The following is a 24,617-nucleotide window of genomic DNA, read 5'->3' as shown; positions in this document are numbered from 1 at the left end:
CAGGCTCAGTGGCCCTTGACCACTTCACCGGCACGCAGCGTGTAGCGGGTGCCGCAGTACGGGCATTGCGCGCTGCCGGTCTTGCTCACATCGATGAACACGCGTGGGTGGCTGTTCCACGCCAGGTGTGCCGGCATCGGACAGTGCAGCGGCAGGTCGGCGGCGCCGACTTCGATTTCGTTCTGGGTATTTTCTTGCTGGGCCATGATCGTTTTCCATGGGCGCGGGGCCCGTCGTTGCCGGATGCGGGCCCGGCCGTGGCCGGGCCTCTGCTGCTTAAACCAGCGTCAGCCAGTCCAGGTGCTGCTCGTCGCGGCCTTGGACCACATCGAAATAGCGTTGCTGCAGGCGGGCGGTGACCGGACCGCGGCTGCCCTTGCCGATGGCGCGGTTGTCGAGTTCGCGGATCGGCGTGACTTCGGCGGCGGTACCGGTGAAGAACGCCTCGTCGGCGGTGTAGATCTCGTCGCGGGTGATGCGTTTTTCCACGATCTCGATGCCTTCTTCCTTGGCCAGCTGCAGCACCGTGTTACGGGTGATGCCGTCGAGGCAGGAGGCGACATCCGGCGTATAGAGCACGCCCTTCTTCACCACGAACAGGTTCTCGCCGGCACCTTCGGAAGCATAGCCCTCGGTATCGAGCACCAGTGCTTCGTCGTAGCCATCGGCGGCCGCTTCCTGGTGGGCCAGGATGGAGTTGATGTAGTAGCCGCAGGCCTTGGCGCGCACCATGGACACGTTCACATGGTGGCGGGTGAAGCTGGAGGTCTTCACGCGAATGCCTTTCTCCAGGCCATCGGCGCCGAGGTAGGCGCCCCACGGCCAGGCCGCGACGATGGTGTGGATGGTGTTGTCCTTGGCTGCGATGCCGAGCTTCTCGCTACCGATGAACGACAGCGGGCGCAGGTAGCAGGACTTGAGCTTGTTCTCGCGTACCACCGTCTTCTGCGCTTCGTTCAGCTCCTCGGCGGAGTAGCCGATCTTCATCTGGAAGATCTTGGCCGAGTTCAGCAGGCGCTCGGTGTGATCCTGCAGACGGAAGATCGCCGTGCCGCGCGGCGTTTCGTAGGCGCGCACGCCTTCGAACACGCCCATGCCGTAGTGGAGGGTGTGCGTGAGCACGTGCGTGGTCGCATCGCGCCAGGGAACCAGTTTGCCGTCATACCAGATGACGCCGTCGCGATCAGCCAACGACATAGCTCTCTCCTGCCTTCTCATTCGGTTGGGTAACAAAGCGGGAAATTGTAGCGGAATTCGCCGCTTGCGGCGTAGCGCTTGCCGCAGTGGGCAATGGCACAAGGCTGCTGGCGGGTGAGGGCACCGTCGGTCCGACGCAGCGGCGGATGGGCGTGTTTGGGCTTGCGGCGCGGCGGGGGGCTACCTAACTTGGGTGTCGGAAAGTGCTGACATTTTTTGCACAAATTGTGTCAGTCCGATGAACGCGACGAGGCGATGATGCCGCTTGCCGATGTGATCCTGGTCAGCGATGGCGTGCCGCTCGGGCTGCTGGACGGGGCCGAGCCGGAGGCACGGCTATGCATCGTGGCGCCATCGCGGCTCGCCAGCTTGGCGGAAGTCGGCCTCAAACCACGGCTGATCCTGGTGCTGCTTGCCGAGCATGAGCCGCCATGCGCGCGCATGCGCCAGCTGCTCACGCGGCAATGGCCAGCCGCACCGGTGCTGGCGGTCAGCGAATCGCGGCAACCCCCGGCCGATGCGGCCATGGCCGCTGGCTACGGCGGGGTGCTCGACGCACGTAGCAGCCGCCAGTTGATCGCCGCGCTCGGCTTGCCGGCGCCGGACCGGCGCCCGGCACGCGGGGTCGAGCTGCCGACGGTGGTCGGCCAGTCCACGGCCATGCGCTCGGTGTGGGGACGGCTGGAACGCTACGCCGCTGGTGACGCCAACCTGCTGATCACCGGCGAAACCGGCACCGGCAAGGATCTGGTTGCACGCCACGCCCATGCGCTCAGCGGCCGATGTGGCCGGCCCTTTGTCGCGCTCAATTGCGCTGCGCTACCGGACAACCTGATCGAGAGCGAGCTGTTCGGCTACGAGAAGGGCGCGTTCACCGGCGCGCAGCAGGCCTACAAGGGCAAGATCCGCATGGCTGACGGCGGCACGCTGTTCCTTGATGAGATCGGCGACATGCCGCTGGGTGTGCAGGCGCGCATCCTGCGGGTGATCGAGAACCGCGAGGTGTTTGGCCTGGGGGCCAGCCGCGCGGTGAACGTCGATATCCGGCTGATCGCGGCCACCAATCAGCCTCTGGAGCGCCGGGTGGAGAGTGGGGCGTTCCGCGAGGATCTCTTCTATCGGCTGAACGTGGCGCGGCTGGCGCTGCCACCGCTGCGCGAGCGGCGCGAGGATCTGGCGGCGCTGGTCACGCATTTCCTCAAGGCCCGGCCCGGCATCACGCTGACGCCGGCGGCACGCCAGCGGCTGTTGTCGCATCCATGGCCGGGCAACGTGCGCGAGCTGAAGAACGTGCTCGAAGTCGCGCTGATCAATGCCTGCCACCAGCGCATCGAACTGCACGATCTGCCTGACTACCTGCAGCACTGCGCCGAGGCCTGCCCCCAGCAGGACGAGCGCGGGCAGTTGCTCGCCGCACTGCAAGCCTGCGGCGGCAACAAGAGCGAAGCGGCGGCGCGGCTCAACTGCTCGCGCATGACGCTCTACCGTAAGCTTGCCAAGTACGGGCTCGACGCCGAGATGGTCGACGCGCGCTGACGCATCCCCTCAGTTCAACCAGACAGATATGCCGCTGCGGCAAGTCGATTGACCGACTGGCGGCTGTTTTCCGCGTTTTCTTGTGCTGAAGCTGTCAATAAAAGTTAGAAATCTCACTTATAAGCAATTGATACCATGCTGATTCTTGACACGAATAGGTCGCTGGCATAAAGACCAATGTATTAATTCTTGGCCGGGTTTGCCCCGTGAGGGCGACCCGGCGTTTTGGTCTGTTGGGGGTGAGATGGAAAAGCTGTCCCGATACAACCTGATCGGCACATCGCCGCAGTTTCAGCAGGTGTTGCACCAGCTGGAAAAGATGGCCAGTGTCGATGTGCCGGTGCTGGTGCTGGGCGAAACCGGTACCGGCAAGGAGCTGGCGGCGCGTGCGCTGCACTATCACAGCAGCCGGGCGGATCGGCCCTTCGTGCCGGTGAACTGTGGGGCGCTCGCTGAAAGCCTGGTGGAGAGCGAATTGTTCGGCCACGAGCGCGGTGCCTTCACCGATGCCAAAGCCGCAGCTGCCGGGCTGGTGGCGGAAGCCGATGGCGGCACGCTGTTCCTCGACGAGGTCGATGCGCTCAGCCTCAAGGCACAGGCGGCCTTGCTGCGCTTTTTGCAGGACGGCAGTTATCGGCGGGTCGGTGGCAGCCAGGAGCGTCGCGCCAACGTGCGGCTCGTGGTGGCGAGCAATGCCGACCTCGACCAGCTGGTCGTCACGCGCCGCTTCCGTAGCGACCTGTGGTACCGGGTGAACGTGCTGACCCTCTTGATGCCGCCGCTGCGAGATCGCGATGGCGATGGCGTGGCCCTGGCGCACGCCTTTCTGCGGCGCTATGCCCACCAGTACCGCATCACCGGGCGGCAGTTCCACCCGGAAGCACTGGCCTATATCGAGCAGCATGATTGGCCGGGCAACATCCGCGAACTGGAAAACCAGGTGCATCGCGCCTTTCTGATGTGCGAGGACGGATATCTGCGCCTGGGGCGGCAAGCGCTACAGGAAGCCGTGCCGGGCTGCACATTGCCTTACAAGACAGCAAAAGCCCGCGCCATCGCCGAGTTCGAGCAGCGCTACGTGGCCGGATTGCTTGACCGCACCGGCGGCAACATCACCCAGGCCGCCAAGCTCGCCGGCCAGGATCGCAGCGCCTTCGGCAAGCTGGTACGCAAGCTGGACCTGCACAGCGCACCTATGCTCAATACGGTCGACAAATGCTGACCAAATCCTTTCTTGATTTGTTATATTCTGGCCTCCAATACTGTGTAGTTTCCCGGATGGCGCCCCCGCAATTGATGATGCAAGCTGGTGGTGTGGCGCCTGCAGCGATGCGGCTGCCTGAGCCCTCCACTCACAACGAGAAGCCAGATGATGGACGATGCCCTGATCGACTACGTGGCGCAGGCGATCTGCCGCTACCTGCAGCAGCGGCCTGCCAGTGCCGATACGCTGGAAGGCGTGCATGCCTGGTGGATCGAGTGGCCGGATCTGCCGGAAGCCCCCGCCGTGACGCTGGCTGCGCTGGAGCGCCTGGAGCAGCAGGGCGTGGTCGAGCGCCGCCATATCGGCAACCGTGAACTGTGGCGCGCCTGCACCCGGCACTGAGCTGCCGTCATCCCGCTCCCGCACCGGCCCTGGCCGGTTTTTTTGTGCCTGCTGCGGGCGCAAATCCACCCGGGGCGGGTGGAAATCGCCCTGGCCGAACCCGCTCCCGGATGTCCATGTCTGCGTACATGCCGACGCGAATCGGCTCGAGTGGGTGGGTGGGATTTTGCCCAGTCGACTTGGGCGTGTTTCGTTAAATCGATGTAAATCAATGGCTTGAAGGATGTTCGCATGCTGGCATGACTCTTGTTCATCACTGGCCCACTGGCGATCCCGGAGCTCGATGGAGCGATAGGCGCGGGCAGGGGCAGCAACGCGGGACAGCGCGGGCACGCTCCGTCGAGATCGTCGTGTACTGCAACGCTTCCTGAACTTAAGAGTGAGGTCAAAGATGGGCGAAAGCATACAAAAGCGCCTGCTGCGGGTCCGTCCGCCGCGGGTGCGTATCACGTACGACGTGGAAACCGGGGGGGCAATCGAAAAACGCGAGCTGCCCTTTATCGTCGGCATCTTTGCCGACCTGACGGCCGATCGCGAAGATCCGGCTGCGTTCCCGCTGTTGAAGGAACGCAAGCTGGTCGACATCGACCGCGACAACTTCAACGATGTGCTGAAGACCGCGGCGCCGCGTGTGAAGCTCGCTGGCATTCCCAACGTGCTACCTGGCGGGCAGGGTGATCTGACCGGCGCCGTGGTGTTCCAGAACCTCGATGACTTCGAGCCGCTGGCCGTGGTCAAGGCGGTGCCGCCGCTGAACGAGCTGTACACCGCGCGCACCGAGATCCGCATGGTGCAGGCGCGCTCGGAAACCGACGATACGCTGGCATTCCTGCTCGACAGCGTGGTGTCGCCGGTCGATGGTGGTCCGTTGCGCGATGCGCTGGTCAAGAGCTACGACCCTGCCGCTGGTGTCGATGCGTGGACGAAGGCCGCGGTCAAGCCGTCGGCCGTGAGCGACGCCGAGATCGACGCCCGCCTCTTGGCCGTGTGGGTGAATGACCTCAGCAGCGACGAAGACAAGGCGGCGGCCAATGGGCTGATCGGCCGCTTCGTCGCCGAAGTGGTTGCGCCGCTGGCCGCCAAGCTCAAGGCCGAGCCGGACTTCCAGGTCACCAAGGGCGCCACCGCGCTGATCGATGCCCGCGTGGCCGAGATCGACGAGGCGCTGTCGGTGCAGCTGTCCGCCATCATGCATGCGCCGAATTTCCAGGCCATCGAGGCCACCTGGCGCGGCATCTTCTATCTCGTGTCGCGGACCGAAACCGGTACCTTGCTCAAGCTTCGGGTGTTCAACGCCACCAAGGACGAGCTGCTCAAGGACATGGAGAAGGCGGTCGAGTTTGACCAGAGCACCATCTTCAAGCTGATCTACGAAGCCGAATACGGCACCTACGGTGGCGCGCCCTATAGCCTCTTGATCGGCGGCTACGAATTTGGCGGTGGCGCGCAGGACATCGAGTTCCTGAAGAAGATCACCGAAGTGGCCGCAGCCGCACATGCGCCCTTCGTCACCGCCGCGCATCCCGCGCTGTTCGGGCTCGACAGCTTCGAGAAGCTGGCGCGGCCGCGCGACCTGGCCAAGATCTTCGAAGGGGCCGACCTGCAGCGCTGGCAGGAATTCCGCCAGATGGAGGATTCGCGCTACGTCACGCTGGTGCTGCCGCACGTGCTGTTGCGCCTGCCCTATGGCGAGAAGACGCTGCCGGCCGAAGGGATCAACTTCAAGGAAGATGTTGCCGGCAACGACAACGGCAAGTTCCTCTGGGGCAATGCCGCCTATGTGCTGGCCGAGCGCATCACCAATGCCTTCGCGCTCTACAGCTGGACTGCCGCGATCCGCGGTGTCGAGGGCGGTGGCCTGGTCGAGGGCCTGCCGCAATACGTGTACGACACCGACGCCGGCACCCGCGAGCTGTTCTGCCCGACCGAAGTGTCGATCACCGATCGGCGCGAGAAGGAAATCAACGACCTTGGCTTTATCGCGCTGTGTCATTGCAAGGGCGCCGGCAAGGCGGCCTTCTTCGGCGGCCAGACGACCAACCTGCCGAAGAAGTATGTCTCCGACGATGCCAATGCCAATGCACGCATCTCCGCCATGCTGCCGTACATCCTCGCTGCCAGCCGGTTCGCGCATTACATCAAGGTGATCATGCGCGACAAGATCGGCACCTTCCTCACCCGCGGCAATGTCGAGGCCTTCCTCAATACCTGGATCGCGCAGTACGTGCTGCTGGACGACAACGCCACCCAGGAAGTGAAGGCGGCGTATCCGCTGCGCGAGGCGGGCATCGTCGTCACCGACGTGCCGGGCGAGCCGGGCGCCTACAAGGCCACGGTCTTCCTCAAGCCGCACTTCCAGCTTGAAGAACTCACCACCTCGATTCGCCTCGTGGCGAACCTGCCCAAGTAAGGAGCAATCATGGATTTGATACTTTTGCAGCCGGGCGATTCCGACATCTTCGGTGGCGAGAACAGCTGGGCCAACGGCGGTAGCCTGATCGACAACCAATGGCGCGACGAAGTGCTGGATCTGGGCCAATGCCTGGAACTGGTCTCGGTGCACCAGGGCATGAAGCAGCAGATCACCACCGACGTCAGCAACTCGGCCCGGACCTCCGGGCGTCCGATCATCACCGAGTTCACCTGCGTGAAGTACGTCGACAAGACCTCGGTGAAGTTCTTCGAGTATTGCCTGCGTGCACAGCCGCTCGACAAAGATCCGTCGAAGCCGACCAAGATCTACATCGCGCGCAACTCGGGCGACAAGACCGCGAACATCCTGACCATGTCGCTGCGCAACGCGCTGATCAGCGAGATCCAGTTCCAGTCGCACCCGGATGACATGCCGACCGAGCAGTTCAAGCTGTCGTTCACCGAGATCCTCTGGACCTACACGGTGCAGAAGGCCGATACGACCACCGCCGGCAACCTGTCGGCCGGCTGGTCCATCGCCCGCAACCGCCCCATCGGCCAGTTCACCGACTGATGGGCCTGACCGGGGCGGCTATGCCGCCCCGGCACACCGGAGGACACCGCATGCGATTCCTGTTCGAGCGCCTGGCCGGGCAACCGGCCCTGCCGACCGGGGGCGAGGAGCCGTTCGACCTTGCCGCCGCGGTCGCGGCCCAGATCCAGCGCCTGGTCGCCACGCGCGCCTGGGCGGGCGGCGATGGCGGCAGCCTGCTCGAATTCGGCCTGCCCGATGCGGTGGAAATCGGTTTGCACAACCGGGTGGAGCTGGAGCGCTATTGCGGCCGGCTCGCCCGCCTGATCACGCAATACGAGCCACGCCTTGCCGGCGTGGAAGTCAGCGTGGCCGCCACCCGCGGCCACTGGAATCCCTGGCAGCTGGTGGTGAGTGGGCGCCTGGCCGATAGCGGTCAGCTGCATCTGTTCCATTTCAACCTGCCGCAACACTGAACGGCCATGAACCACGACGGCACCCGGCTCAAGGACTACTTCCTGCGCGAACTGCATGCGCTGCGCGACGACGCAGCCGAGTTCGCCCAAGGCTATCCGCAGGCGGCGCAGGCGCTGATGCTGAACCGCGGCCCGAGCAAGGACCCGCACGTCGAGCTGCTGATGCAGTCGTTTGCCTTTCTCACCGGCCGGCTGCATTACCAGATGGAAGTCGGACAGGCCACGCTGCCCAATACCCTGCTGCACTTCCTCTATCCGCATCTGGAAGCGCCGGTGCCGTCGATGCTGGTGGCCGAGCTTGATGTCCAGCCGGATGCCGCCAACTTTGCCCAGCCGGTGGTGCTGGAGGCGGCGCGCTCGCTGTATGCCAATGCCAGCAACGATCTGGGCCAGAAACTCGCCTGCCGCTTCCGCAGCTGTGGCGCCGCGCCGCTGGTGCCGCTGGCGGTGGCCGAGGTCAAGCCGACGCCGACCGACGAGTTCGATTTCCTCAAGCACCAGGGCAATACCCGCACCGTACTGCGGGTGAAGCTCGATCGGCTCGGCGCGGAGCGGATGCAGGATCTGGCGCTCTCCAGCCTGCGCTTTTACATCAACACCGAATCGAAGAACGCCTGGCGGCTGTATGACGCGCTGGCGGTCAACCTGACCGGCATCACCGTGCGCGTGCGCGCTGCCGACGGCCACGTGCGGCTGCAGCACCTGCGGGCCGATGCGCTGGTCTGGGACGGCTTTGCCAACGACGAGGCCATGCTGCTGGCCAACCCGCATACCCACCCCGGTTACCGCCTGCTGCAGGAATACTTCGCCTTTCCGGAGAAATTCCTGTTCTTCACCGTATCCGGCCTCGATTTCGCCGGTGCCGAGGACAGCGCCGAGCTGCTGTTCCAGTTCGACAGCCCGCCCAACAAGGCGATCAGCTTCGAGCCGGACGTGCTCAAGCTCAACTGCGTGCCGCTGATCAACCTGTTCAGCCAGCGGATCGATCCGCTGCCGCTCGACCAGACCCAGTACGAATACCACCTGCACGGTGACATCCAGCACCACCGCTACACCGAGATCTACGCGATCGAGGAGCTGGTCTCGATCCGGCCCAATGCCAGCCCGCGGCCGATCGCGCCGTACTTCGCCATGGACGAAGCACAGAAGCTGGAGCAGCAGGACTACTTCTACGTGGCGCGGCGTGAGCCGAGCCAGCTGGCGCAGGTGCCGGGCACCGAGATCTTCATTTCCTTCCTCGATACCCAGTTCGATGTCGAAGTGCCGGCCGACGAGGTGATCGGGGGCCGCGCGCTGTGCACCAACCGCCGCCTGCCCGAGCAGCTGCGCGTGGGCGACGCGCTGCAGCTGGAAGGGGCGGGGCCGGTGGCCAGCGTGCGCATCGTCAGCAAGCCCACGCCGCACCAGACGCCGGCGCTGATCGGCAGCCGGCCGTGGGCGCTGGCGTCGCAACTGGCGCTCAACCACCTGTCGCTGGCCGAAGGGCCGCTGGCGATGACCGCGCTCAAGGACATGCTGTCGCTGCACGTGGGGCCGATGAGCATCCAGGGACTGAAGCAGATCGATGGCATCCGCAGCATCCATTGCCGCCCGGTGGTGCGCCACCTCGGCCGCGAAGGCTGGCGCGGTTTCGCCCAGGGCGTGCACCTGGATCTCGATCTGGACCGCAGCCACTTCGAGGATGCCAGTGCCGTGCTGTTCGCCGATGTGCTGCGCCGCTTCTTCGCGCTTTACGCCACCGTGAACACGCTGGTCGAGCTCGATCTTTCCACGCATGACGTCAAAGGGACGCTGAAATCATGGCCGCCGCTGATTGGCGCACAGCCCGTCCTCTGAAGACGGCGCTGGCCGACGAATTCGGCCGCTTCAACATCTTCCAGCTGGTGCGCCTGCTGCGCTGGCAGCCGCGCGCGCGCGGCGCCAACGGCACGCTGCAACCGCTCAAGCCGTGGGCGATCGACGAGCGCCTGCGCTTTCGCGGCGAGCTCTCGGCCGCTTTCCCTGGGCGCGAGGTCACCCGGGTGGTGAACCGCCGCCGCCCGCGCCGCCCGGTGGCGCAGGCACCGGAGCTGATCGAGCTCACCACGCCCAACTACTGCGTGGCCGGCGAACTGGGGCCCCTGCCGGAGCCGTACACCGAATGGGTGCGCGACGAATTGCGCGCCGGCGAACCGGCGATGGCGGCTTTCCTCGACCTGTTCAACCACCGTACCAATGCGCTGCGCCACCAGATCAAGGCGCGGCAGGAAGTCGGCCTCAACCACCTGGAACCCGCCGAGACCCGCTACGCGCAATACCTCGGCGCGCTGATGGGCGTGGGCCTGCCCGAGCTCGCGGCCCAGCTGCCGCTGCCGGCACGCGCCTGGCTGGGGCTGGCGGGCCTGCTGGCCAATTGCCGCAAGAGCGCCACCACCGTGGAGCACGTGCTGTCGCGCTATCTGGGTGTGCCCGTGGCGCTGACGCAGCTGATCGGCGCCTGGCGCAACATCGAGCGCGGTGACCGGCAGCTGCTCGGCCGCCATGGCAACCGGCTGGGCCGGGATTGCCTGGTCGGCGGGCGCTACTGGGATCAGCAGGCTCGGATCCGGCTCACCGTGGCCACGCTCGACTACGCCCGCTTTCGCGCGCTGCTGCCGCTCAGCCGGCAGGAAAACGGTTACGCCGCCTTCGCCGCGCTGGTCCATCTGCTGGTGGACCGCCGCGTCGACGTCGAGGTGGTGTTGCGGCTCGACACGCCGACCGCACCGCGCGCCACGCTGAACCGCGAGGAGGGCGGCAGCGCGATGCGGCTGTCGCAGACCGCCTGGCTCAGCAGCGCCGATGCCGCGGCCGATGCGGCCGCGCGCGCGGTGACTTTCCTGATTCCGGCGTATCCGGCCAAGGGAGACGGACGATGAACGATCGCGTGGTGCCGCGCATCGCCGAGGCCATCGGCGGCATGAGCGTGGCGCAGTCCGAACCGCAGGGGCTGTTCCTCAACGCGGCGATCTTCCTGCCCGGCCGCATCGTGTCGCGCGAGACCTTCCGCCTCACCAGCTTCTCCGGCCAGGAAGGCGTATCCGAGCCGTTCGAGTTCCAGCTGGAGCTGCACGGCAACACCGAGGCGACGACGCAACAGCCCATGCGCTTCACCGACCTGATCGGCCGCCCGGTCACCGTCGGCGTGGCCTATCCGGGTGTGGCCGGCCAGCATACGGCGCCGGACGACTTCATCGATGCGGTGAATGGCCGCGCCAACAACCGCGCCAGCGTTTCCTACTTCAACGGCATCGTCACCGCCTTCGCCATGGAGGATCAGGGCGTCTACCGGGCGACGATGAAGCCGGCGCTCTACAAGCTCACGCTGACCAACCGCTACCAGATCTACGCGCACCAGAACGTGCGCCAGGTGATCGAGGAGCTGATGCGCCGCCATCGCGTGGCCTACTCGGTGGAGGCGATCAAGGGGCTCGATGCCTCCGGCCGCGAGAACCTGGCCGAATGCCGGGTGCAGGACTGGCTACAGGCGGGCGAGAGCGACTACGAGCTGTTGCGCCGGCTGATGGCCAAGGCGCATGTCTACTACTACGTGCGCCACGAGCCGACTGGTCACACCGTGGTATTCGCCAACCGCCCGGACTACCCGCAGGTGCATGCCGATCGCCGCGCGCTGCGCTACACCGCCACGCTGACCGACGAGGTGGGCCAGCACCAGCCCGACCTCGTGGTGCAATACAACTACCAGATGTCGCTGCAGGCCAGCGGCGTGACTGGCAGCGCAGTGCGCCAGGAGGCGGCGTGGGAGCGCGATGCGGTGGCGGTGCCCACCGCCTACCACTACCAGCCGTTGGCGGACAGCGGCGAGCTGCCGTTCCACCAGTACAAGATCTACCAGTACGGCTACAGCAGCAACGAGCTGCAGGAATATGCCGAGAATACCCAGCTCACGCTGGAAACCGCCGCGAGCCAGCTCTCCGGTGCCAGCACCTGCGCCTTCTTCCACGTGGGCCACCAGTTCGCCCTCACCGACCAGCCGTGGAGCGCCAACCCGGATCCGGTGCGACCTTCGCTGAACGAGCGCAACTTCGTGCTGACCTCGGTGAAGCACGACGCCAGCCTCGACGGCAGTTACCAGAACCAGTTCCAGGCCTGCGTGGCGGACGGCCTGATCACACCGTTCTCGCTGGCGGACACGCAACAGGGTGCGGTGCTGGCGGTTGTGGTGCCGCCACCCCCGCCTTCCGACTGGCGCTATTACGACAAGAACGTCTACAACCCGCAGAACGCCCCGCTGCTCGACAGCCGCGGCGACCAGTCCAAGCTCGACGCGCGCGGCGTGTTCGTGCGCTTCACCACCGAGGAGAACGCGCCATCGGTGTGGGTGAAGCTCTCGGCCAGCATGCAGACGGTGCCCGAGTACGGTGTGACGGTGACCATCACCCGGGCGCAGGACGAATCCGAGCTGCCCGAGGTGCAGAGCATCGTCCAGAGCAACGGCAACAAGGTGATCATGCCGTCGACCTGGACTGCCGGCAGCCATACCGGCAACAGCTATTCCACCAGCTACGGCGACAGCAAGCGCATCAGCTACGGCATCAATTCCAAGTACGACCTGCCGGCGGCCATCAATATCGTCACCGCCGCCTACGATCGCGGCGTGTTCAAGGATGCCGGCTACTCGCAAGGCGCCGGCTACAACTACAGCACCTCCGAGAGCCGCGAGACCGGCATCCTCTCCGAGAGCTGGAGCTATGGCTGCGGCTACAGCAACAGCTGGGCCAAGGAGAACAAGAGCTTCTCGGCCATCGGCCGCACCTACAGCGAATCGGTGATCGGCGACAGCAGCACCTCGCTGCAATCGACCGAATCGTCGCACCCGCAAGCGGCGGGCGCGGTGCAGGCCGGCGTGAACAAGGTGATCGGCGACAGCTACAACAGCAACGACGTTACCGGCAACAGCACCGCCATCAGCAACACCATCGGCAACTCCAGCTCGACCAGCACCCAGACCGGCAACGTGACGCGCAACGACACGCACACCGGCAATGTCGACAGCAACAATCTGCAGATCGGCAACAGCACCTCCAGCAGCGTGCAGATCGGCAATTCGACCGGTTCGCAGATACTGCTCGGCAACAGCGACAACGTCAGCGTCCACCTGAACGACAGCGCGTTGTCGATGGTGGTGCAGGACATGCGGATCAACACGGTGGGCGCCAGCGTCGGTGTGAGTGCCACTGGCAGCAGCAGCAGCATGTCGATGGTCGGGATGTCGATGTCCGTCAACGCCGTGGGCAGCAACATCAGCCAGGACGCGGTGGGCATGGCGATGAGCGATTCCATGACCGGCATGCGCATGTCCAATTCGATGACCGGCATGGTGATGGACAACAGCGTGCTGGGGATGAGCGTGTCGAGCAGCGTTGCCGGCATGACCGTCTCGGACAGCACCGTTGGCATGTCGCTGCAGACCAGCACCGCGGGGATGAGTACCTCGATCAGCAATTCCGGCATCTCGAACAGCTTCGAATTCACCGGCGGCGGCATCCAATACAGCAACCGGCCGGCCAAGCCCGAGATGGAAACCAAGAGCGTGACCATCAACATCATGGTCGGCGTGAAGATCTATCTGTGAGCCGGCGATGAAGACGATCAAGCCCCTCACCCTCGGCATCCTGCACCGGCCCTACACGCTGGGTGGCCGGCACCGCTTCACCATCGCCGCGCTCGGCTTTTTCCGGCTGGGTCAGGACAACCCGCGGTTCCTGCCGGAAAACCTGCAGTGGCCACGGGTGTTGCCGCTGCTGCCGGCGATGCAGCCGCTCGACGAGGTCTGGCCGAAGGCACAGGGCGAAGTACTGCTGTGCGGTTCGGCCCATGCTGCGGGTGGCAGGCCGGTTGCGGCCATGGACGTGAACCTTCGCTGCGCCGGCATCGACAAGACACTGCGCGTGACCGGCGATCGCGAATGGCTGTACGGGCTGGTGCCGCTGTTCCAGATCGGCAAGCCGCAGCCCTTCATCGAGATGCCATTGACCTGGGAGCGCGCCTTCGGTGGCCCGCGGCATCCGGGCAACCCGGTGGGTTGCGGCTATGCCCCCAATCCGCTGGCGGCCTTCGTCGGCGCCAATCATGGCGCCATGCCGAATGTGGCGGCCGTCGATGCACCGGTGCGCGGCCATCTGCGGCGGCTGGCCCCGCAGGGCTATGGTCCGGTGGACCTGCGCTGGCAGCCGCGCAGCCGCCACGTCGGCAGTTACAAGGCGCACTGGCTGGCTCATGAGGCACCGGGCCTGGCCGGGGACACGGGGCGTGATTTCTTCCAGCGCGCACCGGAAGACCAGCGCATTGCCGGCTATTTCCAGGGCGGCGAAGCCTACCGGATCGAGGGCATGCATCCGGATTCACCGGTGATCGAAGGCACGCTGCCCACGCTGTCGGCCCGCGCCTTCGTGCAGCGGGAAGGTCAGCCGTTGTCGGCGCTGGAGGAAGTGGCGTTGCACTGCGATACCGCATGGTTCTTCCCCGGCGAGCAGCTGGGGCTGATGGTGTGGCATGGCGAGACCGCGATCGAAACCGCCGAAGGGCTGGACATCGCCACCGCCATGGTGGCCTACGAGGCCGCGCACGATACGCGCTCGCTGGCGGACTACCGCGAGGTGCTGGCGCTGCGGCTCGATCCGGAAACCGCCGCGCAGCACGCCTTCAACGAATCACAGCTCGCGGCAAGCTTCACCCCGGCGCTGGCGGCCGAACGGGCCACGCGCAAGGCAATCGCACAGGCAGGCCAGCAGGCCCAGCGTCAGGCCCAGCTGGACGAGCTGGATGCCGAATTCTGGCGCGAGGCCGGCATTGCGCCACCGGCGGACCACCAGCCGCCCCGCGCCGAACAGGCCGACTTCCCCACGCTGAGCGCCGAGCAGGTGGCCGAGAGCGATTTCGACCTCACCGAGATGGTCGCACGCGCCAAGGCGATGGCGGACGCCGTGCAAGCCAAGGCCGATGCCCAGCAGGCGGAATTGGCCGCGATGCCGCAGCCACAACCCCAAGCCAAGGACCTGCGGGTGCAGCAGCAGGAGGTGTATGCCCGAGCCAGCCTGCCGGCGCTGGATTTGCTGCCGCCGGGCGTGGCACAACCGCAGCTCGATGCCGAGACCGAGGCGCTGGCGGCGGCACTCGACAATGCTGTGGCCAATGGCGCGCCGATCTCACCCGCGCAACTGGCGCAGGCCCGGGCCGGTCTGGCCGAACGGGCCGCGCGTGATCGTGCTGCCCGCCGCGCCGCACCCAAGCCGGCAGGCCAGCCCTTGCCGCCGGAGCTGGCGCGCTGGCTCGGCAACCTGGCGCTGCAATGGCTGCGCGGCGGTGCCTCGCTCGCCGGGCGCGATCTCGCGGGCGCCGATATCTCTGGGCTCGATTTCTCCGGTGCCGACCTGCGCGAAGTGATGCTGGAACACGCCAACCTGAGCGGCACCCGGCTGACCGGTGCCAACCTTGCCGGCGCCGTGCTGAGCGGCACGCGGCTCGATGGCGCCGACTTCAGCGCATGCCGGCTGGCCGGCGCCAACCTGTGCGGCAGCCACGGTGCGTCGATCGACTTCAGCGGTGCAGACCTTACCGGGGTGCTGGCGCTGGAGGCTGCGTGGCCGCAGGCCAAGCTGCTCGGTTGCCTGCTCAAGGACTGGGTGGCGCCGCACATCATGCTCGATGGGGCCGACCTCTGCGGCGCCCGGCTGGAGACGGCGCTGTTGCTGGGTGCCCAGGCGAACGGCAGCCGTTGGCACGGTGCGATGCTGGACAAGAGCGTGCTGCTCACCGCCGCGCTGGCCGATGCCGATTTCAGCGGTGCGCAACTGGTGCGCACCACCTTACTCGATGCCAGCCTGCCGCGCAGCCGCTGGGATGGCGCGAGCTGGACCGCCTGCCCGCTGGGCGGCAAGGCCGATTGGCAGGGCGCATCGCTGCGTGCAGCCAGCGCGTCGGCCAGCTCCTGGCGTGGTGCGGCCATGCAGGGTGCGGATCTCGGTACATCCCGATTGATCGGTTGCGACTTCGGCGAGGCCGACTTGAGCGGCGCCGATCTGGCCGACGGCGTGTTCGCGCGGTCGTTGTTCATGCAGACCCGGCTCAGCGACGCCCGCGCACACCGCGCCGACTTCTATCAGGCACTGCTGCGGCAAAGCGATTGCCGCCGTGCCGACTTCACCGAAGCCAACCTCGTCCAGGCCGATTTCTCGGGCGCCGACATCGGCGATGCGCGCTGGACCGGAGTCAGGCTGGAAGCGAACCGGAGGGTGGCATGAGCGACGCACGCTGGGCAGACATCGAGAAGGCGATGCGGCTGGGGCGGCCGCTGGCCAAGGCCAACTTCGCCGGCCTTGACGCGCGTGGCCGCTCGCTCGCCGGCCTGGTGTTCCAGCAGTGCGTGCTGATCGGTGCCGATCTCACCGGCGCCGATCTTGCCGGCACCACCTTCATCGAGTGTGACCTGACCGGCCTCGATGTCAGCCTGGCCCGGCTCCACACCACGCATTTCATCCAGTGCGCACTGGCCGGATCGCGCTGGGCGGGCGGGCACTACGAGCTGGTATCGCTGATCGAGTCGGACCTGAGCGCCAGCGACTGGCGCGGCGCCACGCTGGCGTTGTCGTCGCTGGTACGTTGCAAGCTGACGAGAATGGATGGCACGCGGCTCACGCTGCTGCGCTCGGCAGTGCTGGAGGGGGAGGCCACCGGGCTGCGGCTCGACGGTGCGCGGCTCGACCAGGGCGTGCTGCAGGACCTCGACCTTACCCATGTCTCGATGGCCGGGATCAGCGCCGACGTCGCCGTGCTGCTCAATGCGAATCTGGCTGGCAAGCCGCTGGCCGGCGCCACGCTGACCCGCTGCACGCTGATGGGTGCCGACCTCACCGGCACCGATCTCACCGGGGCCACGCTCACTGGTTCCAACCTACGCCAGGCCAAGTTGCAAGGCACCCGGCTGGTCGATGCCTGCGCCGCCAACCTGCTGCTGCTGGGCGCGGAGCTATGCGACGCCGATTGCAGCGGCGCAGATCTCTCCGGCGCCATCCTGCAGGAGGCCAGCGTGGCCCGCTGCCGGTTCGACGGCGCTCAGCTTGCCAAGAGCGTATGGACCGGGGCACGGCTGGAGCGGGTATCGCTTGCCGGTGCCGACTGTACCTTTGCCCGGTTCGATCACGCGCGCGGGCAATACCTCGATTTCGCGCAGGCACGCTTCGATCACGCCAGCCTGCACAACGCCGATTTCAGCCACTGCGATTGGCGCGGCGCACGCCGCCGCGGCACGCGTGGCACCGATTCATTCCTGCTGGCCGCCGAGGCCGGCCTTTTGGAGGCCGCATGATGCAACTCCACGACCGCTCGACCACCACCGTCATGCCGGCGCTGGCCGATGCGTTGATCGCCGTCGCACTCGATGATGGCCGCTTCCTGCTCGACGACGGCCGGATCGCCAGCCAGGCAGCATCCTGCCTGCTGGCGCCGCAATCGGGGGACCGCGCCCTGGTCGCGGCCTGCGCTGGCGGCGAGTGTTTCGTCGTCCACGTGCTCACGCGCTCGGGCGACGAGGCGGTGCTGTCGGTGCCGGGGACACGGCAACTGGCGATCAACCAGCCCAGTATCGCCTTCAACGCCGCCGAGACGATCCGGCTGCGCGCGCTGGGCGACGTGTCGCTGTCGTCCGCTACCGGCACGCTCACGCTGAACGCCCGCAACCTCTTCACCACCGTCACCGACACCCTGGTCGAGCAGACCCGCCACTACGTCGGCCGCGCCGAGCAATACCTGCTCGATGCACGCCAGCTGCTGCGGCTGCATGGCAAGCAGGCGCTGATGACAGCGGAGAAGGACGTGAAGGTCGACGCCGACCGGATCTCGATGGGTTGAGGAGCCAGCCGCCATGTTTGCCAATGTGAATCTCGGGGTGATGAATTTCGCCTTTCCCGACGTGTGCAAGGTGCCCACGCCGGTCGGACCGATTCCGCTGCCGTTTCCCAACATCGCGATGTCGGTCAGCCATATCCCGTCGGTGTTCAACATCCTGTTCGGCGGGGGGCTCGCCGAGAACATGCTGACCCAGGGCACGATCAGCAATGGGGACGAGCCGGGCCTCGCCACCGGGCTGATCTCCAATGTGGTGATCGGGCCGGACCGCCAGGTGCTCGGCAGCTTCAAGGTGCTGGTGTCGGCGGTGTTCGCGATGCGGCTCACCTCGCTGTCGCTGCAGAACGGCATGCTGCCGAACACCGTGGGCGCCTCGCTCACGCCGGCGCAGTTCCGCGTGATCCTCTTGGGGTGAGCCGATGAACCGCGTCCTTGTCCTCGTCCTCGTCGCGCTACTCGCCGGCTGCACCACCGTGAAGAAGTGGGTGTACGGCGATCCGCTGCCGGCCGAGGTGAAATCGGTCCGCGTTGTCGCGGAGCTCGGCGCCAATGGCGACAGTGCCACGGCGCTCGATCTGGTCTTCGTCTACGACGCGAGCGCGTTGCCGGTGCTGCCCAAGACCGGGCCGGAATGGTTTGCCGGCAAGCGCGCGCTGCAGGCGAGCCTCGCCACCGCCATCGATGTGGTGCCGCTGGAGGTGCCGCCTGCCACGGTGATCGCGGCGGCGCCTTTGCCCCGCCGTCATGGCAAAGCCATTGCCGTCTACGCCTATCCGAACTACGTCGCCGCGGCTGGTCAGGCCGTCGGCAACCTCACCCCGTTCAAGCGCCCGACCGTGCGGCTGATGCCCGACACCGTCGAATTCCGCGACGACGCCAACTGAAAGGGACAGATCATGGAGCAATACACCACCCTGCCGGATCCGCTGCAATGGTCGGAAGGGCTGATGCTGTCGCCGCAGCACCTGCAGCAGCACGACATCTACCTGCAGGCGCAGCTCACCCACCGGCTGATGAGCCTGACGCCGCATTTCTGGGGCGTGCGCCGGCTGGAGATCGATGCACTGCGCGTGGCGAGCGGCACGCTGCGCGTCACCGAGCTCGAATGCATCCTGCCCGATGGCCTCGCCATACTGTTCCCCGGCCACTATGGCCATGCCTCGCTGGAAGTGGACATCGCCAAGCCCTTGTCCGAACGCGCCGGGGCGCAGCGGGTGTGGTTGGTGGTGCCAGCGCGAGGCACCACCGCCGCCACGCTGGGTAGCGCGGTGCAGCGCTTCGATCCGGTGTCGGGCGAGCTTGCCGCCGACGAGAACACCGGCGAAGGCCAGGTGCCGATCGAGCGGCTGCGCGCGCGCATCAGCCTGTTCGTCGGCAACGATGTGCCGGCGCGCTATATCGCCTGCCCGATCGCCGAGGTGGAGCGCGACGACAAGGGCCTGCTGCGGCTGACCCGCTACCACCCGCCGATGATGCGCATGGATGCCTCGGCCTTCCTCAAGGAACAGGGGCTGTCGTGGCAGTTGCGCCTCTTGATGCAAGAGCTGTGGACCAAGGCGCGCACGCTGGCCGGTGATCGCCAGGATGGCCAGCACGAGGACCTGCCGAGCGAGCAGCACCGCGCGCTGGCGGCCGCGCGCCACCTGGCGATGGGCTTGCCTTCGCTGGAAGTGGCGGTGGCTGCTGGCGACATCCACCCGGTGCTGCTGTATCGCGCACTGATGCAGATGGTCGGCGCGGTGTCGTCGATCGGCGCCAACCCGATTCCGCCGATCCCCGATGCCTACCGCCACGACGACTGCGTGGCGCAGTTCGATACGGCGATGGGCTATATCCGCGACAAGCTGGCGCTGGTCGATACCGCCTACGATTGCCAGCCGTTCGCCCGCGTCGGCGATGCCGGCTTCGCGCGCCGGCTGCCGGACGATGCGACCGAGGTGCTGATCGAGCTCAAGCCGCGCGCCGGGCAGACGCTGTCCGAGATCGCGCACTGGCTGGGTGAATGCCGGATCGGCAGCGACGAGTTGATGCCGGTGCTGCAGACCCGCCGCCTGCCCGGCGCCACAGTGCGACCGCTCAGCCCATCCGAGATCGTGGCGCGCAAGCTCAAGACCGGCGGCGCCTTCTTCGTGGTGCAGAACGAGCAGCTGGAGATCGACGGCGACCTCGCCGATGCCTACCGCCCGGGGCGCTCGCTGCTGATCCAGGGCATGGCCAACCTGCATATGCCGGCGGCCATCCTGCTTTACCGCAGCAAGATCCCGACGCTGACGCAGCGCCTGCCGGAGCCCGTCCATGGCTGATCCTGCGCAAGCCTCCCATTTCCTGCTGGGCTGCTTCGCCGAATTCTACGAAGAGGTGGCGAGCATCAAGCTTGCCAACGAGCAGGGGAGGCTGCCCGGCTATCTCGCGGTCGGCGACGAGCCGCCGCCGACGCGCGGCGTCGACCTGGCTGCGCGGGTCAGCGCGCGACTGATGGAGGTGCTGGGCCGGCAGACCCGCCGCGTGCGCGAGAACGGCTCGGATGCCGACGGCCGCGCCTACGCCATCGCGCAATACGTGATGGCAGCGCTGGCCGACGAGATCTTTATCCTCGAGCTCGACTGGCCGGGCCGCGAGCCCTGGCTGCACGTGATGCTGGAATACAAGCTGTTCCGCACCCACAACGCCGGCCGCCGTTTCTTTGAGCTGGCGAACAAGCTGCTGCAGACCCGCGCCGGCACGCGCAACCTGTTGCATGTCGATCTGGCCGCGGTGTTCCTGCTGGCCTTGCAGCTCGGGTTCAAGGGTCAGTATCGCGGCCGGCACTGGGATGCGGCGCTCAAGGCGCTGCGGCAGAAGCTGCACCGCTTCGTCGAAGGCCGCTCGCAAGAGCGCGACGACGGCCATCTGTTCTGGCAGGCCTACGAACACACCCAGCGCGGCGAAGACAAGCGCCTTGCGCCGTTGCGGCCCTGGCTGATCGCGCTGGCGATCGCCGCGGGCATCTATCTCGTCGCCTCGAAAGCGCTGTGGTTCTGGTCGCTGCAGCCCATCGAAGCGCTGTTGCAGCAAAAGAGCGAACAAAGGACAGACAGGTGAGCACGCTTTTCATCGGCCTTCTCGTCGCCGCCTGCGTCGTCGCACTGATCACGGTGTGGCTGATCTGGCGGGCGCGCAAGCCCATGCCCATCTCCACGGTGAGCACCAGCGAACGCAAGAACAAATCGCTGAAGGAGCGCCTGCTGGGCCTGGTGCAGACGCTCGACTACATTGGCACGCGCCGCGAATGGCGCTACCGCGAGCCGTGGGTGCTGCTGCTGGGCGAGCAGGGCGCGGGCAAATCCAGTCTGGCGGCCTCGCTGTCGCCACACCTGCGTCGCGACATCGGCGATCGCGAGAAAAGGCTGCATGCCAAGGGGTGTGAATGGCACTTCCTGCACCACGGCGTGTTGATCGATACCGACGGCAAGCTCGCCAACGCGCCGGCCGACAGCAAGGAGGCGCGCGAGTGGACCGCCACGCTGGTGGAGATCAGCGACCAGCGGCCCGAGCGCGCCATCGACAGCATCGTGGTGGTGGTGTCGGCACCGGCGCTGGCCAGCGCCAGCGCCGAGACCCGCGACGCAATGGCGGACCGGGTCTACCGCCAGCTCTACCAGGTGCAGGAGCGGTTCGAGTTCCTGCTGCCCGTCTACGTGGTGGTCAGCCAGTGCGACGGTATCGATGGCTATGCCGCCTACTGGCAGGCGCTGGGTGAGCGCGACGATCCGGCTTCGCGCAATCGCCGGCAACTGGTTGGCTGGTCGGCGCCCGCCGTTGCCGAGGGCGCCACGCCCAAGGAATGGGCCGAGGACGCGATGGACGCGATGTACGAGCGGCTGAAGACGCTGCAGCTCGATACCGCCGCCGAGAGCGACCAGATCGCCGACGCCGATCGCTTCTTCCTGTTCCCACGCCACTTCCAGCAACTGCGCGATCCGTTGGGGCAGTGGCTGTCAGTGGTGTTCCGCGGCTCGGCCTGGCATCCGGGTTTTTATTTCCGCGGCGTGTATTTCACCGGCAGCAGCGAGGCCAATGGCCAGCCGTCGAGCTCGGGCGAGCGCTGCACCAGCGTCGAGTTCGTCGACGCGCTGATCGACGACAAGGTGCTGGCCGAGCCAATGCTGGCGCGACCGGCGCGCACGGGGGTGTGGTCGCGCAACCGGGTGATCCGCAAGCTCCAGGTGGCGGGCATCGTCGGCTTTCTGCTGCTGTGCGTGGGGCTGGTGTGGTCCACCGTACGGCTGCAGCACCAGGTGCAGACGCTCAAGCATTCGCTGGAGATCGTCGAGCGCGTCAGCAGCGAGTGCGCCAGCACCGAACAGGTGTACGCGCTGATCCGGCAGATGACGCGCATCGATACCAATCTCACCTACCTTGCCATTCCCGTGTCGTGGTTCGACGGTCGCGCCACCAGCCAGAGCGCGCGCTATATCGCCGAGGAAGGCTTCAACGAAGTGATCATGCCCAGCATCAGCTGCTACCTGGGCAAGCGCGCGCAGCACCTGTTCGAGGACAGCCAGAAATCTATCCTCGGCAACGACAGCCTGGGCTACTTCGAGGCGCGCGACCGGCTGGAGAGCAACCTCAAGCGGCTGATCGAGCTGGAAACCAACCTGTCGCGCTTCGAATACATCGAGAAGGCAAGCAGCCCGGCCGATAACCCCCGCGTGATGAAGGAGTTCGCCGATCTGGCGCGTTACGCCTATGGCAAGCCGTTGCCGGACGAAGTACGCAACGAGCGCGGTGCGTTCTCGGCGGCGCTGGCAGCGGTGCAGGGCGATCTGAAACCGCCGTTGCCACAGGCGATGCGTACGCAACTGGCCCGGGAATATGGGCTGCAGGCCGAGCTGGTGCAGCAGCAGTTGCAGAAATCGGTACAGGCCGGTGGCCAGTTGCTCGAATCACTGCAGGCGCAGAAGGAACCCATTCTGCAGAACACGCGTGATTTCACGCAGTGGCTGAGCTGGATACGCAGCGAATGGTTGCAGCCGGGCAAGGGTGCCGATCCGTGTGCGCGGATCCAGGCACGCCTGCGCGCCGATTTCATCGCGCTGGAGCAGCGCAACCACGACTACGCGCCGTTGTTCGCCAACCTCGCGCAGTTTGACGAAAACAGCTGCACCCGACCGGCGATGACGCAGCTGGCCGACATGCAATTGCCGCCCTACGGCCTGTTGTTCACCCAGCAGGGCAGCGGCCTGTTGTTGAACCCGGCGTTGGAGGACGAACTGCTCGGTCTCTCCACGCTCGTCAATCTCAACTTCATGCAGGTGGTCAGCCCGCGGCCGTTCCAGTGCCTGTCCGCCAGCGTGGGCTGGCGTCCGGCGATGGTGAACGCTGCCACCAACTACGTGGCCGAGTACCAGCGTTTCAAGGCCAAGCAGCCCAAGGACGACACGCTGCCCGACTACACGCGTCCCATGTACGACCGGCTGGCGCGCCGCGCGCTGCAGAACGTGCTTGACGACACGCTACGCCAGGCCCAGTTGCCGGCCAGTAGCGATGCCATGCTTACGCTGGTGTCGAGCGAAGCCTTGTCGCAGGCCGATGCGCAACTGGCGCGCGAAAGCGAGGACATGTCGCACGTGGTCGACCCATTGCTCGGCGTGCTGCGGCTCTACGAGCAGCTGGGCTTCACCGCCAGCGGCGCGCAGGTGACCCAGTGCGCGCGGGATTACGCGGCGGACAGCCTAGCGCGCGTTGACGCGCTGGCCAGCCAGAGCCGGCTGTACGACCCGACCCAGGGCCCGCTCGATGGCCAGTTCTTCGCGCTGGGCTCCACCCCGGTGGTGAAGGACTACCTCGCGCGGCAGGTCTCGCGCGGCGGGGTGCTCGCCGGCTACGCCCAGCCCTTCGTGGTGCTGCTGCAGAACGCTGGCGTGGTCGACGAATCGCAACGCGCCAATCCGCAGACGGCGGAGTACTGGACCAACACCATCGGCGAGCTCAATCGCTACGTGCAGTTCAAGGAGCCCAACGGCCAGGTCGGCCACCTGGACGACCTGTTCCTCAAGCAGTTCGAGACGCTGAGCTACGAGAATTGCCGAAAGACGCTGGCCGACTACAAGGCGCCCGAGTACGGCAACGACCTGTTCTCGATCCGCCGCCAGGCGCTGGAGCAGAAGGTGACGCTGCGCTGCAAGGACCAGCGCCAGGCCGCGGCCGCCGAAACCTGGGGTGATTTTGCCGAGCGCTTCAACCGCGAGCTGGCCGGTCGCTACCCGTTCGGCCCGCTGACTGCACGCGATGCCTCGCTGGCCACCGTGAAGCGCTTCTTCGTCGACTATGACGCCCAGCGCGCCAAGCTCGAACAGCTGCTGGACGACGTGCCGGTCGAGCACCTGCAGGCGGCCAACGGGTTCCTTGATGGGCTCGACGCGGCCAACGACTTCTTCAAGAGCACGCTGACCGCGGGCGACGTGAGCCTGCCGGTGCAGCTCGACCTCGCCTTCCGCGCGCAGACCGCCGATGCCACGGGCAGCGAGCAATTGCTGAACTGGACCATGACCAGCGGCGAGCGTCAGGCCGGATTCCCCAACCGCAACACCAACCTGCCGTGGCCATGGGGCCAGGTGCTGGTGCTGGACCTGCAATGGGCCGACCGCTCGGTATGGCGGCCGTTTGCCGATGCACGTCAGCCGGATCTGACGGTGGACGGGCAGGTGGCGAGCTTCGTTGCCACCGGCGACTGGGCGCTGTTGCGCATGATCCGCAGCCATGCTCCGCGCGGCGTGGTCGGCCGCGACCCGACCGATCCCACCCGGCTGTTGCTGGAATTCAACGTGCCGACGGCCAATCCCGGTCAGCCCGACGGCCGCACCGAGCAGCGCACCATGCGTGCCTACCTCGGCGTGAAGCTCTCCGGGGTCGACCCCAAGACCAAGGCCGCGCAGCCACTGACGCTGCCGGCTAACTTCCCGCAGCGGGCACCGCTGCTGTGGCGATAACC

Annotated in this window: 19 protein-coding genes; 17 read left to right on the top strand and 2 right to left on the bottom strand. The window is 66.5% G+C overall.

Annotated features, from left to right (window positions below):
* Positions 1–5 precede the first annotated feature (5 nt).
* Together FLM21_RS15500 and FLM21_RS15495 are read right to left on the bottom strand one after the other, a co-directional pair.
* Entirely contained in the window at positions 6–206 is a 201-nt protein-coding gene (locus tag FLM21_RS15500; protein WP_148716434.1) for a zinc-finger domain-containing protein, read from the bottom strand.
* Between the two features lie 70 nt (positions 207–276).
* Positions 277–1,197 (bottom strand): branched-chain amino acid transaminase, encoded by a 921-nt coding sequence (locus tag FLM21_RS15495; protein WP_148716433.1) that lies wholly within the window; start codon positions 1,195–1,197, stop codon positions 277–279.
* Positions 1,198–1,452: 255 nt separating this feature from the next.
* Here FLM21_RS15495 and FLM21_RS15490 point away from each other — a divergent pair, with 255 nt between their 5' ends.
* The 17 genes from FLM21_RS15490 to FLM21_RS15410 all read left to right on the top strand — a co-directional run bounded on the left by FLM21_RS15490 (position 1,453) and on the right by FLM21_RS15410 (position 24,615).
* Positions 1,453–2,733 (top strand): sigma-54 interaction domain-containing protein, encoded by a 1,281-nt coding sequence (locus FLM21_RS15490; protein WP_148716432.1) that lies wholly within the window; start codon positions 1,453–1,455, stop codon positions 2,731–2,733.
* Between the two features lie 244 nt (positions 2,734–2,977).
* Positions 2,978–3,955 carry a sigma 54-interacting transcriptional regulator gene (locus tag FLM21_RS15485; RefSeq protein WP_148716431.1) on the top strand — a complete coding sequence of 326 codons (978 nt, stop codon included), beginning with the start codon at positions 2,978–2,980 and terminating at the stop codon, positions 3,953–3,955.
* A 147-nt stretch (positions 3,956–4,102) separates the two neighbouring features.
* Entirely contained in the window at positions 4,103–4,339 is a 237-nt protein-coding gene (locus FLM21_RS15480; RefSeq protein ID WP_222846709.1) for a hypothetical protein, read from the top strand.
* 391 nt (positions 4,340–4,730) lie between these two features.
* Complete coding sequence (gene tssC / locus FLM21_RS15475) at positions 4,731–6,749, top strand: type VI secretion system contractile sheath large subunit (RefSeq protein WP_148716430.1); 2,019 nt, start codon at positions 4,731–4,733, stop codon at positions 6,747–6,749.
* Positions 6,750–6,758: 9 nt separating this feature from the next.
* On the top strand, positions 6,759–7,325 hold the full coding sequence (locus tag FLM21_RS15470) for an Hcp family type VI secretion system effector (RefSeq protein ID WP_148716429.1): 567 nt from the start codon (positions 6,759–6,761) through the stop codon (positions 7,323–7,325).
* A 50-nt stretch (positions 7,326–7,375) separates the two neighbouring features.
* A complete protein-coding gene (gene tssE, locus FLM21_RS15465; RefSeq protein WP_187359929.1) occupies positions 7,376–7,759 on the top strand; it encodes a type VI secretion system baseplate subunit TssE in 384 nt (127 codons plus the stop codon).
* Between the two features lie 6 nt (positions 7,760–7,765).
* Positions 7,766–9,595: a type VI secretion system baseplate subunit TssF gene (gene tssF, locus FLM21_RS15460; RefSeq protein ID WP_148716427.1), complete on the top strand. Its 1,830-nt coding sequence runs from the start codon at positions 7,766–7,768 to the stop codon at positions 9,593–9,595.
* Positions 9,559–10,656 (top strand): type VI secretion system baseplate subunit TssG, encoded by a 1,098-nt coding sequence (gene tssG, locus FLM21_RS15455; protein ID WP_148716426.1) that lies wholly within the window; start codon positions 9,559–9,561, stop codon positions 10,654–10,656. The genes tssF and tssG overlap by 37 nt, the downstream gene beginning before the upstream one ends.
* Positions 10,653–13,373, top strand: a complete 2,721-nt coding sequence (locus tag FLM21_RS15450; RefSeq protein WP_148716425.1) for a contractile injection system protein, VgrG/Pvc8 family — start codon at positions 10,653–10,655, stop codon at positions 13,371–13,373. Before tssG ends, FLM21_RS15450 begins: the two co-directional genes overlap by 4 nt.
* 7 nt (positions 13,374–13,380) lie before the next feature.
* Positions 13,381–16,041 carry a DUF2169 family type VI secretion system accessory protein gene (locus tag FLM21_RS15445; protein ID WP_148716424.1) on the top strand — a complete coding sequence of 887 codons (2,661 nt, stop codon included), beginning with the start codon at positions 13,381–13,383 and terminating at the stop codon, positions 16,039–16,041.
* Positions 16,038–17,105 (top strand): pentapeptide repeat-containing protein, encoded by a 1,068-nt coding sequence (locus FLM21_RS15440; RefSeq protein WP_148716423.1) that lies wholly within the window; start codon positions 16,038–16,040, stop codon positions 17,103–17,105. Before FLM21_RS15445 ends, FLM21_RS15440 begins: the two co-directional genes overlap by 4 nt.
* Positions 17,102–17,647 (top strand): DUF3540 domain-containing protein, encoded by a 546-nt coding sequence (locus tag FLM21_RS15435; RefSeq protein ID WP_148716422.1) that lies wholly within the window; start codon positions 17,102–17,104, stop codon positions 17,645–17,647. The genes FLM21_RS15440 and FLM21_RS15435 overlap by 4 nt, the downstream gene beginning before the upstream one ends.
* 13 nt (positions 17,648–17,660) lie before the next feature.
* A complete protein-coding gene (locus tag FLM21_RS15430; RefSeq protein WP_148716421.1) occupies positions 17,661–18,059 on the top strand; it encodes a DUF4150 domain-containing protein in 399 nt (132 codons plus the stop codon).
* A 4-nt stretch (positions 18,060–18,063) separates the two neighbouring features.
* Positions 18,064–18,528, top strand: coding sequence for a hypothetical protein (locus FLM21_RS15425; RefSeq protein ID WP_148716420.1), 465 nt, complete (start codon positions 18,064–18,066; stop codon positions 18,526–18,528).
* 12 nt (positions 18,529–18,540) lie between these two features.
* A complete protein-coding gene (tssK, locus tag FLM21_RS15420) occupies positions 18,541–19,947 on the top strand; it encodes a type VI secretion system baseplate subunit TssK (RefSeq protein ID WP_148716419.1) in 1,407 nt (468 codons plus the stop codon).
* Positions 19,940–20,725, top strand: coding sequence for a DotU family type IV/VI secretion system protein (locus FLM21_RS15415; RefSeq protein ID WP_148716418.1), 786 nt, complete (start codon positions 19,940–19,942; stop codon positions 20,723–20,725). Before tssK ends, FLM21_RS15415 begins: the two co-directional genes overlap by 8 nt.
* A complete protein-coding gene (locus FLM21_RS15410; RefSeq protein WP_148716417.1) occupies positions 20,722–24,615 on the top strand; it encodes a type VI secretion system protein in 3,894 nt (1,297 codons plus the stop codon). Before FLM21_RS15415 ends, FLM21_RS15410 begins: the two co-directional genes overlap by 4 nt.
* Positions 24,616–24,617 lie beyond the last annotated feature (2 nt).

The sequence above is a fragment of the Chitinolyticbacter meiyuanensis genome, assembly GCF_008033135.1.
In the GTDB taxonomy this organism is placed as follows: domain Bacteria; phylum Pseudomonadota; class Gammaproteobacteria; order Burkholderiales; family Chitinibacteraceae; genus Chitinolyticbacter; species Chitinolyticbacter meiyuanensis.
Note: the sequence above shows the minus strand (reverse complement) of the source record. Positions and strands in the feature narration are given on the sequence as shown.